Below are 18,377 nucleotides of genomic sequence, written 5' to 3'. Positions count from 1 at the left end.
GATGCGATCCTGAAGTTCTTTCGGGAGACCCTGCCCAACCAGTGGGAAACCTTCCGAAACCAAGTGTCAGATAGCTTCAGGGTCGTCACTCACGAAAAATTTCGGGTTTTGGCGTAAGCACGGTATATTATAAACAATGCACTTTTTCACAAAAACATGAGCGAACCACAATGGCGACCTTTCTAAGGCTGGTCGGCGCATCATCTGCCCTAACCGCGGCGGAAGATATTGCCGATGGTCTGGAACACCAGGTCGAAATCATAGCACATGTTGCGGTGGCGCTGGTAAATCAGATCCAGCCGCGCCTTGGCGGGCACGCAGATGCGGGAATAGACCGCATCGGTTTCCTCGCGGCTTGTGCAGCGCTCCAGCAGCGCCGCCTCGTGCTTGTGATAGGTGATCGAAGCGAGGCCCGTGACGCCGGGGCGGCTTTTCAGCACCTTTTCATAGACTTCGGGATGGGCCTCCACATATTGGCGCAGCGGCGGGCGCGGCCCGACAAAGCTGAGATCGCCTTTGAGGATGTTCCAGAGCTGGGGGAATTCATCCAGCCGCTTGCGCCGCAGCCAGGCACCAGTGCGGGTGATGCGCGCCGCCTTGTCACCGCCAGAGACGCCGACATCCTCGGCCACCACGGTCATGGTGCGGAGCTTCCAGAGGTCAAAGGGCTGGTCCGGCGTTTTCATCCGCTCTGCCACATAAAACAGCGGCCGCCCCTCCTTCAGCAGCAGCCAGAGCAGCAGCAACAGCAGGATCGGCCCCAGAATCACGATCAGCAGCGTGGCAAAGAAAAGATCGAAAAGGCGTTTGTCCCAGGTCATGTCTCTGCTTCCGTCATGAGGGTGGCACGGTAAGGTCAAAGGCACGACAGCCTTCAGGGTCTCCTCGTATTTTAAGCGCTCTGCGCTGCCAAGCCCCAAGTCAGGCGCGGCAGCCCGGCACGACATGATCCGGAAAGGCGGCTTTGACCTCCTGCGCCGTGGGGACGGACAGCGCCGCGCCATAGCGCGTCACCGACAGGGCCGCCGCCGCCGTGGCATATTGTGCGGCCTCCGGGACCCCGCGCCCCTGCAGTACTTGCGCCAGAAAGGCGCCGTCAAAGCAATCACCGGCGCCGCTGGCATCGACTTCCTGCACTTTTGGCGCGGAGAAATGCTGCACCTCCTGATCAAAGGAGACCAGCACCCCCTGCCCGCCCATGGTCATCGCCACCAGCCCGGCGCCAAGGCCGCGATAATGGCTGAGGATATCCTCGGGCCGGTCCAGCCCGGTCAGCTGGCGCGCATCCTCGTATCCCGGCAGCACGATATCGGCCTGGGCGATGGTCGCCTCCGCTGCCGCGCGCGCCCGCTCCAGCGGCCAGAGCTTCAGCCGCAGGTTGGGATCATAGGATATCTTCGCCCCGCTTTGCCGCGCCAGCGCCACCGCCCGGTCCGCCGCCGCATGGGCCGAGGTGCTGATGGCCTGCGAAATACCGGACAGATGCAGCACACCGACCCCGGCAAAGGCCTCTTCCGGCAGATCCTGCGGCTGCATCTGCGCCGCTGCCGAATGGGCTCGGCGGTATTCGAAGTGATGGGCGCCATCGCGGTAGGTGATGAAATAGAGCCCGGTCTCGACCCCCGCGACGGCCGCCACATGGCGGTGATCCACCCCTTCATCGTCCCAGACCTGGCGGATCATGGCGCCAAAGGCATCATCGCCCAGACGCGCCAACATCGCCGCATCCGCGCCCTGGCGGGCGGCTGCGATGGCCACATTGGAGACATCACCGCCAATGCCACCGCGCCAGCTGCCATCGCCCGCATCGCTGAATTCGACCAGAGGCTCGCCCAGGCACAGCAGTCTTCCCGATATCATCGCCGCCCCTCAGTGGTTGTTGCGCAAGGGATGTTTGCGGGCGACATCGCGGTATTCCGTCGCTCCTTCCATCACCATGCCGTCCGAGAAGGGCCGCACGCTGGCGCGGAACATCTCCTGCCAGGGCGTCTGGCTTTGCGGCATCGCATAACCGCCTGCGGCCTCGAGCCGGGCGCGGCGGGCCGCCAGTTCCTCTGCGCTCAGCAGCACATTCACGCTGCGCGCGTTCAGATCGACGCGGATCCGGTCGCCGTTTTCCAGCAGCGCCAAACCGCCGCCATCCGCCGCCTCGGGCGAGGCATTCAGGATCGAGGCCGAGCCGGAGGTGCCGGATTGCCGCCCGTCGCCGATGCAGGGCATCGCATGCACCCCCTGTTTGATCAGATAGGAGGGCGGCCGCATGTTCACCACCTCGGCGCCGCCGGGATAGCCCTTGGGACCGGCGCCGCGCATCACCAGAATGCAATGGGCATCGATATCCAGCGCCGGATCATCGATGGTCTGATGGAACTGCTCGGGGCCATCGAAAACAATCACCCGGCCTTCAAAGGCATTGGGGTCCTGCGGATCCGACAGATATCGGCCACGGAATTCATCATTGATCACCGAGGTTTTCATCAGCGCGCTGTCGAACAGGTTGCCCGACAGGTTCAGGAACCCCGCATTGGCCACCAGCGGCGCCGAGGCCGGGCGGATCACATCCGCATCCGCAGTTTCCGCCGTCTGGTAATTCTCCGCCACCGTCCTGCCATTGGCCATGGCGACCTCCGGATGCGGCAGCAGCCCCGCCTTCAGCAGCTCAGAAATCACCGCAGGCACCCCGCCGGCGCGGAAGAAATCTTCGCCCAGATACTGGCCCGACGGCTGCATGTTCACCAGCAGCGGCACCTCATGGCCCAGCCGCTCCCAGTCGCCGTTGCTGAGCTCGATACCCAGATGCCGGGCGATGGCGTTCATATGGATCGGCGCATTGGTGGAGCCGCCAAGTGCCGAAGCCACCACGATGGCATTCTCAAAGGCCGCGCGAGTCATGATATCGCTGGGACGTAGATCCTGATTGACCATCTCAACGATGCGCAGCCCGGTGTAATAGGCCATCTGGCCGCGTTCGCGATAGGGCGCCGGGATCGCGGCCGAGCCCGGCAGTTGCATGCCCAGCACCTCGGCCAGGGAGTTCATCGTCGAGGCGGTGCCCATGGTGTTGCAATAGCCCACCGAGGGCGCCGAGGCCGCGGCCATTTCCAGGAACCCCTCGGCGTCGATCTCGCCTGCGGCCAGCTGCTGTCGCGCTTCCCAGATCACGCTGCCCGAGCCGGCCCGCTTGCCCTTGTGCCAGCCGTTCAGCATCGGCCCGACCGACAGCGCGATGGCCGGAATATTCACCGTTGCCGCCGCCATCAGCAGGGCCGGCGTGGTCTTGTCGCAGCCGATGGTCAGCACAACGCCGTCGATCGGGTAGCCATAAAGCGTCTCCACCAGGCTCAGATAGGCCAGGTTGCGGTCCAGCATGGCGGTGGGGCGTTTGCCGGTTTCCTGGATCGGATGCACCGGAACCTCCAGCACGATACCGCCTGCGCTGCGGATCGCCTCGCGGGTGCGGTTGGCCAGCTCCAGATGGTGCCGGTTGCAGGGCGACAGATCGCTGCCGGTCTGGGCGATGGCGATGATCGGCTTGTCCGAGCGCAGCTCTTCCAGCGTCAGCCCGTAATTCAGGTAGCGCTCCAGATACAGCGCCGTCATCTCCGGATCAGCCAGGTTGTTGAACCACTCGCGCGAGCGCAGTTTCTTGCCAGTTTTGCCAGTTTTGCCAGTCATGTCAGGCTCCTATCTTCCGGTGATGCCGGGAAAGGCAATCAGCAGTGCCAGCGCCAGCATCTGCATCGCGATGAAAGGCAGCAGCGAGCGGAAAATCTCGCCCAGCGAGATGCCCGCCGGGGCCACCGATTTGAGGTAAAAGGCTGCCGGGCCAAAGGGCGGCGACAGGAAGCTGACCTGCATGTTCATCGCAAAGACAACCCCGAACCAGACCGGATCAAAGCCCAGATTGCGCACGATGGGCACGAAGATCGGCATGGTCAGCAGCGCGATGCCGACCCAGTCCAGGAACATCCCCAGCACAAAGAGAAGCAGCATCATCACCAGCACGATGACGGTGGGATTGTCCGAAATGCCGGTGATCAGCGTGGAGACGAAATTGATGCCGCCCATCAGGTTGAACACACCAACCAGAGCCGAGGCGCCGATGCCGATCCAGACGATCATGCCGACGGTCGACAGGGTCTGCAGCGCCGCGCCCTTCAAAAGCGCCAGGGTGAATTCGCCGCGGATCACCGTCGACAGGGTCACGCCGATTACCCCGATCGCCGAGGCCTCGGTGACCGAGGCGATGCCGCCGTAGATCGACCCGAGAACAAAGATCACCACCAGGATCGGCAGGATCAGCCCCTTGAGCAGGCGCAGCTTTTCCCGGGTGGGGATTTCCCCGGCCTCGGGCACCGGCGCCACCGCCGGGTTCAGATAGGCGCGGATCAGCACATAGGTGATATAGAACCCGGCCAGCATCAGTCCGGGCAGGAAGGAGGCGGTGAACAGATCACCGATCGAGACGCTGGCCGTCAGCCCGTAGATGATCAGCACGATCGAGGGCGGCACCATGGTGCCAAGCGCACCGCCGGCGCAGCAGACGCCGATCGCCAGCCGCTGATCATAGCCCAGCCGCAGCATCTGCGGCAGCGCCAGCAGACCCAGCAGCACCACCTCGCCGCCGATGATGCCGGACATCGCCGCCAGCACCACCGCCACCAGCAGGGTCTGGATGGCAACGCCGCCGCGCAGGCGGCCGCCGACCACCCGCATCGCGTCGAACAGATCGCGGGCAATGCCAGACCGGTCCAGGATCGCCGCCATCAGCACGAACATCGGCACCGAGACAAAGACAAAGCTGTTGACGAAGCTGAAGATCCGCGAGGTGATCAGCGGCACCGCCATCGGCCCGAACCAGCCCAGGGCAAAAATCAGCGCCACCAGCAGGGTGACAAAGGCCAGCGGCATGCCGGTCAGCAGCAGCACCAGCAGCATGGCAAACATCGAAAAGGTCGCCCATTCGATCCCCATCGCCTTGAAGTCGGGGAGCAGCGTCAGAAGTTCCATCGATCAGGACCCCGGCTTACGAAGATAATTGACGGCCAGAACCGCGAATTGCAGCGCCAGCAGCAGCAGTACGACAAAGAGAAACACTTTGGTCAGGCCCGGTGTCGGCGGGTTCCAGGCGCTGCCGCTGGTTTCCAGGCGCAGCGCCCCCGAGGGCGTCCAGACCGCCCGCGCGACGCTGGTCCAGGAGGCCCAGGCGAAACAGGCGCAGGCCAGGCTGCAGGCGGCCGAGATTCCCACATCCATGATCCGCCGGGCAGAAGCCGAAAGCTGGTCATAGATCAGCACCACCCGGATATGCGCGTTGCGCGCCGCCGCATAAAGCCCGCCGAAGACGAAGGAGCAGGCGGTGAGGAAGATCACCGTCTCATGCGCCCAGACCGTCGGACGGTTGAAGCCGTAGCGCAGGATGACCTCGAGAAACAGGATGCCCGCGCAGGACAGGATGGCGAGGGCAAAGCCGGTGCCGGCCGTATTGACGATCCGGCCCAGGGCGCCGGCTTCCGGAGCGGCGCCGATATCAGCATCGGCGTCGTGAGTCTGAGGCGTTGTGTCTTCGGTCATGGGACGGATCCAGAAAAAGAACGCGCCCCGGCCCGCGGGGGGCGGGGCGCTTGCATGCCGGACTGCTTATTGCAGCAGGCCCTTGTCGCTGAGATAGCCGGTCAGGGTCTCATAGACCAGCATCGAGGCTTCGGAGGCCTCGGCGGCCGCAGCCCATTCTTCCTTGGCGATGGCGCGGAAACGGGCGCGTTCCTCGGCCGGCCAGTCATGCACGGTCACCTTGCCCGAGGCGGTCGCCTCGGCCACGGCCGCCGCATCGCGCTCGGCCAGAACGCCGATCTGCTTGCGGGCGAAGTCGGACACGCTGTCCTCCAGCGCCTCCTGCAGATCCGCCGGCAGCGCATCCCAGGTCGCCTTGTTGATGCTCACCTCGACCAGCGGCATCGAGTGGAAGCCGGGATAGACCGGGTGGGTGGCAATGTCGTGCATGCCCTGCGCGTGGTTGGTCGAGAACACGGTGTAATCGGCCGCATCGATGACGCCCTTGTCGAGCGAGGTGAAGACCTCACTGCCCGGCAGGTTCACCGGCGCCGCGCCGGCCGCGGCAAAGACCTTTTGCACCATGCCTTCGGGGGCGCGCATTTTCAGACCTTTGAGATCATCGACACCCTCCAGCGGCACCTTGGACAGGAAGGCTTCAAGCCCGGGGGTGGTGGCGCCGATGAAATGCAGCCCATAGGGCTCCATCAGCGTGTTCATCAGCTCCTTGCCGCCGCCGTTCTCCATGAAATCCAGCATCTGCTCGGGGTCCGACCAGGCGCCGACCGGGTTCGCGATCAGGCCAAAGGCCGGCTCCTTGCCGGCGAAATAGGAGGTGTCGGTGAAATGGCCGTTGAGGATGCCCGCCGCCACCGCGTCCTGGGTTTCGCTATGCGCCACGATGGTGCCGACCGGCAAAAGTTCGATGGCGATCCGGCCATCAGTGCGCGCCGCGACATCCTCGGCCCAGGTCTGCTGCAGCAGGAAATTCGCATTGCCCGCCGGATCCGAGGACTGAAAGCGGAAATCGTATTCCGCCGCCAGCGCCGCGCCCGACACCGACAGCATGGCCACCGCCGACCAGGCCAGTTTCGCAAAAGTATCTTTCATGAGCCTTCCTCCCTTAAAAGTTGACGGCAGGAGTAATGATTGCGCAATCATTTGTCAACTTGCCATCCAAAGGCTTTCATGGCAGAGTGTTTTCCAATGAAAAAAAAGACCGAAAACCATAGGATTACCCTAAAGGACGTCGCTACCCACGCCGGAGTTAGCGCGATCACTGTTTCCCGGACGATCCGTTCCCCCCAGCTGGTTTCCGAAAGCGTCCGCAAGCGAGTCAGGCGCTCCATCGATGCGCTTGGCTATGTGCCCGATGCGGCCGCCTCGACGCTGGCCTCGACCCGGACCGATGTGATCGGGCTGCTGATTCCCTCGCTGACCAACAGCGTCTTCACCGATGTGCTGCGCGGGCTTTACGATGCGCTCGAAGGCAGCCGGTTTTCCATCCAGATCGCCAATTACCGCTACAGCCCCGAAACCGAGGAAAAGCTGGTGCGCACCTTCCTGAACCAGAAGCCGGCCGGCATGATTCTGGCGGGCGTCGATCAGACCGAGGCCTGCCGCAGGCTGCTGCAGGCTGCGCCCTGCCCGGTGGTGCAGATCATGGACAGCGATGGCGAGGCGGTCGACAGTCTGATCGGGCTGTCCCACTTTGACGCCGGCCGCGCCGCAACCGGGCATCTTGCCGATCAGGGCTACCGGCGCATCGGCTTTCTCGGCGCCCGCATGGATCCGCGCTCGCAGCGCCGCTTTGCCGGATTCCGCAGCGAGCTGGAGGAGCGCGGCCTGTTCGACCCCAACCGGGTGGTGACGACTCCCAAGGCCTCCAGCGTCGGGCTGGGCGGCACCCTGCTGTCTGATCTGTTCGCCCGGGCGCCGGACACCGATGCGATCTTCTGCAACAACGACGACCTGGCCGCGGGGGTGCTGTTCGAGGCGCAGCGCCGCGGCATCCGGGTGCCCGAGGATCTTGGCATCTGTGGCTTCAACGATCTGGAAATGAGCCGCCATCTCAACCCCGCGCTGACCTCGGTGGCGACGCCGCGCTACCGGATCGGCACCGAAGCGGTGGCGCATCTGATGCGCGCCCTGGAGGCGCCGGAGAGTGCCGAGCGCCAGGATATCAACCTTGGCTTTGAGGTCATCCCGCGCGGCACGACAAAACGGCAGGGCGGCTGACCCCTTACCGCGGCCTCTTTCCCTTTCAATTTCTCCCGCAACCGCTGGGCGGCGCGCTCCGCCTGCCCCGGCGCCTTCAATTCCGGAGCATACCCCATGCAAATGACCCCTCAGGAAGCCAGCGACCGCAGCCGCGAGATCTGCACCCTGGCACCGGTGATGCCGGTGCTGGTGATCCGGGAAGCCGCGGCGGCCGGGCCGCTGGCCGAGGCTCTCATCAGCGGTGGCCTGCCAGCCCTTGAAGTGACCCTGCGCACCCCGGCGGCGCTGGAGGCGATCCGCGACATGGCGCAGGTGCCGGGCTGCGTGGTCGGAGCCGGCACGCTGGTCACCCCGGATGATGCGGTGGCAGCAAAAGAGGCAGGTGCAGAGTTCGGCGTCTCCCCCGGCGCCACCGATGCGCTGCTGGACGCCTGCGAGAAGATCGGCCTGCCGCTGCTGCCCGGCGCCGCCACCGCGTCAGAGGCCATGCGGCTGTTGGCCCGCGGCTACCGGATGCAGAAATTCTTCCCGGCCGAGGCCTCTGGCGGCGCTCCGGCCCTGAAGGCCATCGGCGCGCCGCTGCCGCAGATTTCCTTTTGCCCGACTGGCGGCATCACCCCCGGAAATGTGCAGGGATATCTGGATCTGCCCAATGTGGTCTGCGCGGGGGGCAGCTGGATCGCCCCGCAAGAGCTGGTGAGCGCAGGCGACTGGAGCGCGATCCGGACGCTGGCCCGGGCGGCAGCCCAATTGCCCGTCAGGCAGGCCAAGTGAGGCAAGCCGGACGGACAAGGCGGGGCTTCATGAGGCCCGCGCAGCCCATTCGGCCACCAGCTGCGCCGGATTGGCAGCGGGCAGCGGCACATCCGGCGGCAGCAGACCGGCCAGCCGGGTCACCTCCAGCGCAACTTCGGGGATGGCGGTATCGGGCGCCGGGCGCAAGCTGAACTCCAGCCCCGCCGCGTGCAGCAGATCACCCATGGCGACCGGGCCGGGCTGGGCCACATTCACCAGCTTCGGCAGATCGGGGCGCTGCACCAGCGCTGCCAACACCTGGGACAGCATCCGCACCCCGATATAGCTGCGCCGGGGTGTCGTGCCATCGGCAAAGCAGTCCAGATGAAACCCCGGGCGCCAGCCGCCGAGGATGGCATCGAGCCCCGCGATATTGCCGATCCTGAGGGCGGTGACCGCAACCCCGGCCTCTGCCCCCAGCCTGAGGGCCTGCGCCTCCATTTCGGCCTTGGCGACGCCATAGGGATTGGCCGGGGTTAGCGGCGCCTCTTCGGACAGGACACCGGGCTGGTTGCCATAGACCGCTGCCGAAGAGGCCAGTAGTACCCGCGTCTTTCTGTCACTGACGCGGGTGCTTGCCTGCGCCGCCCTTATCGCGGCTTCGGCGAGGCGGGCATTGTCACCCAGATCACCACCATGACCCGGGGTGACCCCAGCGAGGCAGAGAATCGTATCGGTGCCCTCTGCCGCCTGCGCCAGGGCCACAGGATCTTCCAGCGGCGCAAGGATATGCCAGGCGTCATCTGTGGCAGGATCGGCTAGGGGACGGCGCGCCTGCCAGCGCAGATCGCGGCCCGGCAGCAAAACCGGCCAGTCCCGGCGCAACACCCCGCCGATCCGCCCTGCGGCGCCGAGCACCAGAATGGCCGGGGCGGCGGGATCCGCCTCCGATTCTGCCTCCATAGGTGTTGACGCTTGTTGTTGACGCATGGCACAGGCCCGGTATCTTGCTCGCATAAAAACCACAGGTCCGAAACCGGATCAGAAATCAAGCCGTTTCCGGACAGGGACTCCATGCGCTCTTTTATTTCACTGCTCGCCGCCGTCAGCCTCGTTCTTTTGTCGGCGGCCTGCGGCCGTCTGCCAAGCGGCGCCCCCGTCAGCGAGGAAATCCTGGCCCAGTCCAGCGAACCGGATGCCGATTTCGCGCTTTATCAGGTCAGCCGCGCCTTCCTGCCCACGGTGGGGCAATGGCCGGAAACCGGACAAAAAGAACATCTTGGCTGGATCCGCGCCAGCCAGGGCGCCAAGACCCAGATCATCCAGTCCGGCGATACGCTGACGCTCCGGATCTGGGACAGCAGCGACAATTCCCTGCTGACCTCCTCCGAGCAGAAGATGGTGCAGCTGCAGGACGTGCGGGTGGCCTCGAACGGCTCTGTCTTCATGCCCTATGTGGGCAAGGTGAACGTGCTGGGGCTGACCCCGGATCTGGCGCGGGAAAAACTGCAGGAAGAGCTGGAAGCCATCGTGCCTTCGGCGCAGCTGCAGCTGGACATGGCCGAAGGGCGCGGCAACTCGGTCGATCTGGTCTCCGGCGTTGCCCGGCCCGGTACCTACCCGATGCCGGACCGCAACTATACCGTGATGGGGCTAATCTCGGCCGGGGGCGGTATTTCCTCCAACCTCAACAACCCGCAGATCCGCCTGGTGCGGGGCAGCAATATCTACGGCACCTCGGTGCAGAACCTGCTGAACAATCCCCGCCTTGATACGCTTCTGCGCGGCGGCGACCGGGTCTTCGTGGAAGAGGACGAGCGCTATTTTCTCTCCTTCGGAGCCACCGGCACCGAGGATCTGCATATCTTCACCAAGGACGAGATGTCGGTGATGGACGCGATCTCGGTCTCGGGCGGCTTTCAGGACAGCAAAGCCGATCCCGAAGGGCTGCTGGTCCTGCGCGAATACCCGGCCTCGGCGGTGGCACCCGGTCAGCGTGGCCCACGCCACAACCGCGTGGTCTTCACCCTGGATCTGACCACCGCGGACGGGCTGTTTTCCGCCCGCAAGTTCGAGATCAACCCAGGCGATCTGGTCATTGCCACCGAATCCCCGGTCAACGATGCGCTGACCGTCTCCAATCTCATCGGCAACTTCTTCGGCGTCTTCAGCCGCGCCGGGGTGCTGTAAGAGGCCCGATCCGGACAGGCCGCAGCGGAGATACGGTACCGGGTGGTGTTGGCCATCCGGCACCACCTGGACGGAATCTCGCATAAATGCCTTAGTTTGAGCTATTTTTCATTGTAAAATAATACACAAGCCGCAAAACTGCTGCTGCAATCCCTGCCAACCCAACCCTGCCGATCAAATCATGCGCCCTGTACCCAGTTCTCTTGTTCCTTCAGCGGCCATCTTGCGCCGCCCCCTGCGGCAGCTGGCCTTGGCCGCGGCGCTGCTGACCGGCGCGCCTGTCCTCATGCCAGGCCTCATCCCCGGCACGGCCATGGCGATGACCATTGATCCGGTGCAGCAGCACAATTCAAACGCGCTCTGGTTCGAGAACTGGACCGGCCTCAGCAAGGCAACGCTGGTGGTGGCGGGCCCTGACGGCACCGTAACCCGGGTCTTTGCAGAAGCGGGCACGCCGGTGTTCGAACTTGGCCGGGGCGAGGTTCTGGACGGAATCTACCGGTACGAACTGAAAGCGGCGACAGAGGAAACCGTCAAGATCGTCAATCCGATCGACAACGGCCGGGGCGAAAGCAGCAACAGCCGCGCCAAACCCTTTTACATGAACGGGGCATTCCAGGTGTCCCGCGGGGTGATTATCGTCCCGGAAGATATCCGGGAAGAATGACCCCGGCGCCCGCTCCGACCGCCCGGGGCTGGAAGCGCGCCGGATGCACCAGACCAGATTTCAGCGACCAGCCCTGCTGCGACGCTCCGAACAGAAGGACATTGAGTATGAAACATGGATTTCGCCGCCCCCTAGCCGCCGGGATCAGCGCGCTGGCACTGCTTGTCGGAACGGCTCTGTTGCACAAATCGGCTGAACGCTGTGGCTCCCCTTTCCCCGGATGGACTTATCCCACAGCTTGCGTGACGGGTATGCCAAGCCCGGTATAGCCGTTGAGCACGGCGATACGGACCTGGATCTCCGCAACCTGACGGTCGAAGTCCCGCGCCATGAGGCGCTGCCCCAGCAGCTTCACGCAATGCATCTTCGTCTCGACGCGGCTCCGGCGGTGGTATCCACTCCATCGTCGCCATAGGGCGCGGCCAAGGTATTTGGATGCGCGCAGGGCCTCGTTTCGAGCGACCGCGCCGGCGGTGACGGTCTTCCATGGCTTCCCGTTCTTGCGGGGCGGGATGACAGCATATGCGCCGCGGTCTGCGATCGCATCGTGGCATTTCCGGGTGTCGTAGGCACCGTCGGCGGTGACGCTGCCGATCCGCTCGTCCGCCGGGATCTGACGGAGCAGTTCGGGTAACACCGGAGCATCACCGATGTGGCTCCCGGTGATCTCGACAGCGCGGATCTCCAGTGTTTCCTCATCAATCCCGAGATGGATCTTGCGCCAGACACGGCGTTTCGGGCCACCATGCTTGCGCGCATGCCACTCGCCTTCGCCCTCCACCTTGATGCCGGTGCTGTCGATCAGCAGGTGCAGCGGGCCTTTCGATCCACGGTAGGGGATGTTCACAGCCAGGGTCTTCTGGCGGCGAGACAGGGTGCTGAAGTCAGGCACCGTCCAGTCGAGGCCAACCAAGTGTAACAGGCTTTCGACGAACCCGGTCGTCTGCCGGAGCGCCATACCGAACAATACCTTCATCGTAAGGCACGTCTGGATAGCGGTATCGCTGTAGGTCTGCTGTCGGCCACGCCTGCCTGTCGGCGCGGCATCCCAGCTCATCTCGGGGTCGAACCAGATCGTCAGTGAGCCCCGGCGCTTGAGCGCTTCGTTATAGGCTGGCCAGTTCCTGGTCCTGTAGGTCGGGGGGGCGGGTCTGCTCATGCATCCCAGATACCACGCTGGATTCACGAGATGAATCCCTCACGCGATTTGTGCAACAGAGCCGGTGCCAAGCAAAAGGACATCCGCGCACGGCTTGGTCAACCTGAACACGTTCAGACGGTTGACCAGGCGCGCGCGACCCTCAGAGCGAAAATGACAGCGGCAGCGGAAAAGCGCGTTGATGATCTAAAGGCCAAGCAACGCAAAGAGCAGACCCGCATGGGCAATGCTGTGAAGCGTCTGAAAACCGAACAGCAGACATCGCGCCAATCTTTGCAGCGTCAGCACCAGACCCGCCAGAAAGTCGAGGCCAAAGCCCGTGCAGATCGTATTCGCAGCGGGCTTATGGGCTTGTGGGATCGCGCCCAGCTCAAGCTTGGTGTTGGCAAGTTACCCCGTGAATTTGCCGCCGAGATCGAGCAGGCAAAGACACGGGATGCGGGAGAGTTTCACGCGCTGAAAACGGAGCAGCTCACCGACAGGCGGCAGCTTCAAAAATCCATCAAGCTCATGCGTGAAAAGCATCGCCGCGAGCGGAACGATATGCGCTCAAACCTTGGGTATTGGCTGACGCTTGATCGTCAGTCGCAGCGTGAGGCGTTGGATAGCCATCAGGCCGAGCTGAAGACGCAGCAGCACCAAGGGCAGAAGAAACAGCAACGGAAGAGAAATCAGGGGTTTGAGCTGTGAATGCGATCCGTGTGGACGAGCTGGTGGGGGCGGTTCAGTTTGACCGGCTCGCGTCAGCTCGCGCGGCGAGTGACAATGTCAGTCTGAAAGACTTTTTGATGGTGGCGAAGAGTTTCGACAGACAAGAGCGCGAGGAACAACATGACGAGCGGGCCGCGTGGCGCAGCTATAGGGAAAACCGGTCGAGCGCCTTCAACGATCTTGTCCGTGGGGCAGCGCAGCAGGAAGGCCGAGGTCCGCAACGCGGGGAGCACATTGGCAGGGGCGACGGTTAGAGTGAAAGGCTGTTCAGAGCGTGGTAAAGCGCCAATTTGTTCACATTCCATGATTCCAGATTTGACAGCGGTGGTCAGCCAGTATAGAGAAAATGGACGCGTTGACGCTAGGACTTAACGGTGGACCATACAAGGCTGTATTTAGAAAGGAAGCTATTATGATCAAAGGTGTTTTGGAAGAAGGTTTCAGAAACCTGGAAGGTGAAGAGGTTCAAGTCTTGCCGCAGGCTGTTAATTATGTTCATCGAGATGAGGATGGAACAGTTCTTTTGGGGCTCGGCAATGGGCATGTAGTCAGAACGCGGCTAAACATGAATAGTGTTATCGAAATGCTATCTGCATAATTTGGTGTTGGTTGAGAAACCTCAAACACTTGAGGTAAAGCTGTCTCGCTTAGCTGGCTTTGGAGAGCTTGAAGTTGACTATCAGGGTATTGATAGCAAAGAAAATCATTCGACTTTTGGTGGGCAGGCAAAGAGATATTACTACTACGAGGGTGGTTCGAATATCAGTTCTCCAGTGATATCTTCTCGTACTTCAATATTCTTCATTGGCGCGTATTCTTACGTTAACGGGGGGGGTACTCACGAGACAACGTGTTCATCGGTAGATACTGCTCTATTGGCCGTCGAGTTACGCTCGCCGCTGGGGCGCATGCGATGGGTGGGTTGTCGACATCCCCAGCACTGGCAGGTCGGAAAAGCCAAGCACAGTCGTCCTCAAAATATGCTTCACGTATGACGATTATTCATAGCGATGTTTGGATTGGTGATGGAGCCGTGATAATGCCGGGCCGAACAATTGGGGTTGGTGCTGTCATTGCTGCGAACGCAGTTGTAACAAAGGACGTGGAAAGCCATACAATTGTGGGCGGTGTGCCTGCAAAAGTTCTCGGGCGTAGGTTTTCTCCAGAGATGTCTGATAAAATACTTGAAAGCAAATGGTGGAATATCGACAAAACTACACTGGATCGTCTGAATACGAGAGACATAGAAGACTTCTTGTCCAGTCTCCCAAGCAGCGCTGGCTTTGCGTATCCTACCTACCTGTATAACAATTTGGGTTAAAATTTAGACGATGATATCATATTCTCTTCCCCTAAACGCCTTCAAAGTGACTTGTAAAGACGATCAATTTGGGGAGGGCTGGTTTTGCGCTCACAACCAGCTCGAGGACGGGCAAGAAATAAACTTCTCAGTATCGAGAGGTGTTGCTGACATCAATCCAGAAGTAGAAGTTAAGGTTGAAGGCAATGTAAGGTGGTTTCGGCTTCTTCGAAAGATTGAGTTCCCAGCTTCGTCAATAGGCCGCGCTAGAGCCGCGATTTCGTATGCTGCGGAGAGTAGTAAACAGGGCTTAGATTCAGACATTGGTGTTGTTGGTATATATGGTCGCGACAAGACAGGGTATTTTGGACCGATATCTAAGTTGACCGAACCTATTGCTGTCTCTGATACTAAGGTCTTTGCCCAAGGAGTGTTGGAACTTTCTGAAATACCAGAACAGTATCATGAAATGTACCTTGTCGTCGAACTTCGGCACCCTTGTGACGTAAAGCTTTTTGATCTTGAGCTATCCGTACCAGAAAACGAGGAGGATTTCTTTCACTCCCAAGTAGCAGATGTGCCGGATGTTATCGGAAACGGGGATCAAGACCGGGTTGTCGTTCCATACCGTATCGCTAATTTTAGCAGCAGTGATTTGCTGGCTGGGTTAAACGACAATATTGATCGCGATCTCCGTCGAAAGCCGCTCTCTTGGATCAGTGGCATGCTTACAGTCGCGCTGCGCAACGAGGATTATGAAACTGCCGCCTCTTTGGTTGAACATGCCGTTGCGCTTAATCAAACGGCGAGGGAACCTCTAGACCCTCTAGTGGATGCTGCTTGCAAGGTACTGGTTGCAACAGGTGATCAGGCCCGACTAGAGCGTTTTTCGGTCCTTATCGCTCGAAGCGGTTTGAATGGCCGGTCTCGTGATCGTGCTATCGTAAAACTTCGACTGGCTTTAGGGGAGGTTGGTGAAGATCTTTTTTCTGTAAACGAACAGATCGGGCAAAATTCGCCTGATCTAGCATTGGGAGATGTCTTGACTGCCCTTACCGGGAAGCTGAACGACCATCTACTTTTGGCCAACTTTTACAGAACACGAGACGGGCAAAGGCAGAGCGAAGAAATAAACGCGTACCTATCAGAGTTTGATCTGCCTTTTGAGATTGATCTGGGGGATGATGAAGCCAATGTATTGGCTAACCTGCAAGCGCGGGAGAAGGCGGAGGTATTAAGTGTTCAAGATAGCTCGGGAACCGAAGCTATAGAGGCACAGTATCAGCCTTTGGTCAGTGTGATCACTGCTGCGTACAATTGCGAGAAAACGATAGAGTACGCTGTCAGGTCTCTCTTGGGTCAGAGTTACCCGAACATTGAGCTTCTTATTGCAGATGATTGCAGTGATGACGGAACTCTTGAAAAACTAAAAGAGTATAAGAAGCTCCCAAATGTTCGTGTGTTCAAATCGGCAAAGAATCAAGGTCCATACAACATTCGCAATGCGTTGATTGAGGAAGCTAAGGGGGAGCTCATTACCTTCCATGATTCTGATGACTTCGCGCTACCACATCGGATCGAGTCTCAGGTCTCTACAATGATCAAAGCGGGAACTGTCGTGTCGGTTGGCCGGTGGATAAGGATTATGCCCAACGGTCACTTTGTGACTTTCCCAGATGGAAATTTTTTAAGGATGTGTGTCAATTCGATTATGTTTCATAGGAAGGTATTTGATGCTTTTGGTCCCTACCGCTCAGTTCTTTTTGGCGCAGATTCGGAATTTTATGAGAAGGCCAGGGGTCATTTAAGACCCAACCAAGTTAGCCAAGTTGAGGTGCCTGGGGTTCTGGGACTTTGGTCGTCATCTTCTCTTACAAAAACACCTGGTATTGAAGCTAGTGAGCGTGGTTATCGGGCCCCCAAGCGCCGTCTCTACGCAGGGTTGGCTGGACGTCAACGCATGTTAGGAGACCAAATTGTATCTGACGACATGGTTGAAGAGGTTCTGAAGGACGCGGATATCTATCGTGAACCGCAATCTATAGAAGAATTGAATTAGAGGAATTACGATGCCGGTTATTGCGAATGTAGCGACGTTTCCCGGACGTAGGGCCATTTCTGCTCGTGCGATCAAAAGTATCGCATCACAAGTCGACAGGGTAAACATAGTATTGAATGAATATGTTTATGTCCCCGGAGAGTTAAAGAGTGTGCCAAAAGCAAATTTTGTTTTCCCGCCTAGAGATTTGAAGGATGTCGGTAAGTTTTTTCCATCCGTAGAACCGGATGATGACGTATTTCTTATCGACGACGATATCCTGTACCCAAGTGACTATGTTGAAAGAATGATGTCATTTCGCGAGAAGGTTCACGATGTGCACCCTATCTTGGGTCTTCATAGTGTCATTTACTCAGACTATTATGAAGGTAAACATGGTGCAGGCAGGCTCGTAGATGTATTCACTAAGGCTTTAGATCGGCCACGATTAGTGAACCAAATTGGGACGGGGACGGTGTACTGCAAGGGCTATCAGATGCCTGAGTTCGAGTTCATGGAAGGTTCCGAGAAATTCGTTGATATTAGGTTTGCCAGACATAGCCATAGCAAGGGATATCCTAACATTTCTGTAGCACGCGAAGCGGATTGGATGAAGCAATTGGAAATAGAGGGTTCCATTTTTGAATCCTTTACGATGTCTAAACCGCTGAATGTTATACACGAGGTTCAGGAGATCGCAGGATTCAGAAAAATGGACCCAAATATGTGGCAACTGATTGAGGATAGGCTTGTTGTCGCAAGTGCCTGAAGATGATGAGCGTAAACTCGTCCATTTGAAGGCTCACGGTAAGAGTGTCAGTTTTTTTATTGACGAGCCTTCGGACCATATTCAGGGGACAATCTTCAAAACCCACGGGTTTTATGAGCAGGATCTCCTAGAAGCGGTTTTTCACCGTGTTCTACCTGGTATGCGGTTTGTTGATGTTGGAGCGAATATCGGCAATCACACGTTGTTCTTCTCCGGTGTCCTTGGCATGGAAGGCGCTTCGATTGAGCCTTTTGGGCCGAATTTTCAAAGGCTTCAAGAGAATATCAAGCTGAATACGCTTGCAGATAAGGTTCAGGCTTTGAATATTTGCTTAGGCGCAGAGCCTGGACATGCGGCATTGACCAAGATTGATAAGGCCAATACTGGAACGGCCACGTTTTCTACCAATGAAGAAGGAACCATTACCGTTCAACCTCTAGACGCTCTCGAACTTGGTCCATTTCATCTTCTTAAGATTGATGTTGAAGGCATGGAAAAGGAGGTTTTGCGAGGTTGTGGTGAGTCGTTGCGCAAGTACAGGCCTATCGTATTCTGCGAAGCGCAGACGGCGGAAGATTTCTATGCCGTTAAGTCAATTTTGGATGCCTTTGGTTATCGTCCGACGCGCAGGTATTGCGTTACCCCAACCTATTTATTTGAACCTGTATAGCACTTTCACAGTGCATCTTCTGGTCGGCCGCAGGATCACAGTGGATGATAGTACAGCTCCGCAAAAACGGTCGTTTTTGTCACCGATGCGCAAGTGCAAGAAAATCGCGGCGTGCCAAAAACCTACGGCAAAATTCAGGGGGTTTTGGCAGGTTATTGCCCTACTCGATCACCTTCGAAATTACCTGCGCCAAGATTGGCTGTGACTTTTCACGGTAAGTGGCACTGATTTTTGCACGTTAAAGCGTTTCCAGTTTATGTAGAAGCATACCCGGCCTCGCAAAAGTAGTTCCAGCATTCCTGAGGTGTGTAGAGATCACAGATTTCGTTGAGGGCTTCGAACAGTCCAGTGAATGACCGCGCTCC

19 protein-coding genes are annotated in these 18,377 nt (G+C 59.4%); 11 read left to right on the top strand and 8 right to left on the bottom strand.

Annotated features, from left to right (window positions below):
- Positions 1–209: 209 nt before the first annotated feature.
- From AAFO90_RS21140 to AAFO90_RS21115, 6 genes are all read right to left on the bottom strand, one after another.
- Positions 210–821: a sugar transferase gene (locus AAFO90_RS21140; protein ID WP_347510658.1), complete on the bottom strand. Its 612-nt coding sequence runs from the start codon at positions 819–821 to the stop codon at positions 210–212.
- Positions 822–921: 100 nt separating this feature from the next.
- Positions 922–1,860, bottom strand: a complete 939-nt coding sequence (locus AAFO90_RS21135; RefSeq protein WP_347510657.1) for a sugar kinase — start codon at positions 1,858–1,860, stop codon at positions 922–924.
- A 9-nt stretch (positions 1,861–1,869) separates the two neighbouring features.
- Positions 1,870–3,675, bottom strand: a complete 1,806-nt coding sequence (locus tag AAFO90_RS21130) for an IlvD/Edd family dehydratase (protein WP_347510656.1) — start codon at positions 3,673–3,675, stop codon at positions 1,870–1,872.
- A gap of 9 nt (positions 3,676–3,684) precedes the next feature.
- On the bottom strand, positions 3,685–5,010 hold the full coding sequence (locus AAFO90_RS21125; protein ID WP_347510655.1) for a TRAP transporter large permease subunit: 1,326 nt from the start codon (positions 5,008–5,010) through the stop codon (positions 3,685–3,687).
- 3 nt (positions 5,011–5,013) lie between these two features.
- Positions 5,014–5,574: a TRAP transporter small permease gene (locus AAFO90_RS21120; protein ID WP_347510654.1), complete on the bottom strand. Its 561-nt coding sequence runs from the start codon at positions 5,572–5,574 to the stop codon at positions 5,014–5,016.
- 66 nt (positions 5,575–5,640) lie between these two features.
- Entirely contained in the window at positions 5,641–6,663 is a 1,023-nt protein-coding gene (locus AAFO90_RS21115) for a TRAP transporter substrate-binding protein (protein ID WP_347510652.1), read from the bottom strand.
- Positions 6,664–6,759: 96 nt separating this feature from the next.
- Here AAFO90_RS21115 and AAFO90_RS21110 point away from each other — a divergent pair, with 96 nt between their 5' ends.
- Entirely contained in the window at positions 6,760–7,791 is a 1,032-nt protein-coding gene (locus AAFO90_RS21110; RefSeq protein WP_347510651.1) for a LacI family DNA-binding transcriptional regulator, read from the top strand.
- A 96-nt stretch (positions 7,792–7,887) separates the two neighbouring features.
- Entirely contained in the window at positions 7,888–8,547 is a 660-nt protein-coding gene (gene eda, locus AAFO90_RS21105) for a bifunctional 4-hydroxy-2-oxoglutarate aldolase/2-dehydro-3-deoxy-phosphogluconate aldolase (protein WP_347510650.1), read from the top strand.
- Between the two features lie 27 nt (positions 8,548–8,574).
- Here eda and AAFO90_RS21100 read toward each other — a convergent pair whose 3' ends face one another.
- A complete protein-coding gene (locus tag AAFO90_RS21100) occupies positions 8,575–9,471 on the bottom strand; it encodes an NAD(P)-dependent oxidoreductase (protein WP_347510649.1) in 897 nt (298 codons plus the stop codon).
- Positions 9,472–9,582: 111 nt separating this feature from the next.
- On the opposite strand from AAFO90_RS21100, the gene AAFO90_RS21095 reads away from it, so the two are divergent.
- Positions 9,583–10,698 carry a polysaccharide biosynthesis/export family protein gene (locus AAFO90_RS21095; protein ID WP_347510648.1) on the top strand — a complete coding sequence of 372 codons (1,116 nt, stop codon included), beginning with the start codon at positions 9,583–9,585 and terminating at the stop codon, positions 10,696–10,698.
- Positions 10,699–10,921: 223 nt separating this feature from the next.
- Positions 10,922–11,365 carry a hypothetical protein gene (locus tag AAFO90_RS21090; protein ID WP_347510647.1) on the top strand — a complete coding sequence of 148 codons (444 nt, stop codon included), beginning with the start codon at positions 10,922–10,924 and terminating at the stop codon, positions 11,363–11,365.
- A 226-nt stretch (positions 11,366–11,591) separates the two neighbouring features.
- On the opposite strand, the gene AAFO90_RS21085 is transcribed toward AAFO90_RS21090, so the two are convergent.
- Positions 11,592–12,524 (bottom strand): IS5 family transposase, encoded by a 933-nt coding sequence (locus AAFO90_RS21085; RefSeq protein WP_347510646.1) that lies wholly within the window; start codon positions 12,522–12,524, stop codon positions 11,592–11,594.
- 30 nt (positions 12,525–12,554) lie between these two features.
- Here AAFO90_RS21085 and AAFO90_RS21080 point away from each other — a divergent pair, with 30 nt between their 5' ends.
- The 7 genes from AAFO90_RS21080 to AAFO90_RS21050 all read left to right on the top strand — a co-directional run bounded on the left by AAFO90_RS21080 (position 12,555) and on the right by AAFO90_RS21050 (position 18,012).
- Entirely contained in the window at positions 12,555–13,214 is a 660-nt protein-coding gene (locus AAFO90_RS21080) for a hypothetical protein (RefSeq protein WP_347510645.1), read from the top strand.
- A complete protein-coding gene (locus AAFO90_RS21075) occupies positions 13,211–13,489 on the top strand; it encodes a hypothetical protein (RefSeq protein WP_347510644.1) in 279 nt (92 codons plus the stop codon). The genes AAFO90_RS21080 and AAFO90_RS21075 overlap by 4 nt, the downstream gene beginning before the upstream one ends.
- Positions 13,490–13,647: 158 nt before the next feature.
- The gene (locus AAFO90_RS21070) at positions 13,648–13,833 is read left to right on the top strand and encodes a hypothetical protein (protein ID WP_347510643.1); all 186 of its coding nucleotides are present in this window, start codon (positions 13,648–13,650) and stop codon (positions 13,831–13,833) included.
- Positions 13,834–14,226: 393 nt separating this feature from the next.
- Positions 14,227–14,556 carry a hypothetical protein gene (locus AAFO90_RS21065; RefSeq protein ID WP_347510642.1) on the top strand — a complete coding sequence of 110 codons (330 nt, stop codon included), beginning with the start codon at positions 14,227–14,229 and terminating at the stop codon, positions 14,554–14,556.
- A gap of 46 nt (positions 14,557–14,602) precedes the next feature.
- Complete coding sequence (locus AAFO90_RS21060) at positions 14,603–16,594, top strand: glycosyltransferase family 2 protein (protein WP_347510641.1); 1,992 nt, start codon at positions 14,603–14,605, stop codon at positions 16,592–16,594.
- 10 nt (positions 16,595–16,604) lie between these two features.
- Positions 16,605–17,342: a hypothetical protein gene (locus AAFO90_RS21055; RefSeq protein WP_347510640.1), complete on the top strand. Its 738-nt coding sequence runs from the start codon at positions 16,605–16,607 to the stop codon at positions 17,340–17,342.
- Complete coding sequence (locus tag AAFO90_RS21050) at positions 17,335–18,012, top strand: FkbM family methyltransferase (protein WP_347510659.1); 678 nt, start codon at positions 17,335–17,337, stop codon at positions 18,010–18,012. The genes AAFO90_RS21055 and AAFO90_RS21050 overlap by 8 nt, the downstream gene beginning before the upstream one ends.
- Positions 18,013–18,377: the final 365 nt, after the last annotated feature.

Origin of the sequence: Phaeobacter sp. CAU 1743 (assembly GCF_039839315.1) — a bacterium.
Lineage (GTDB): Bacteria > Pseudomonadota > Alphaproteobacteria > Rhodobacterales > Rhodobacteraceae > Phycobacter > Phycobacter gallaeciensis_A.
Note: the sequence above shows the minus strand (reverse complement) of the source record. Positions and strands in the feature narration are given on the sequence as shown.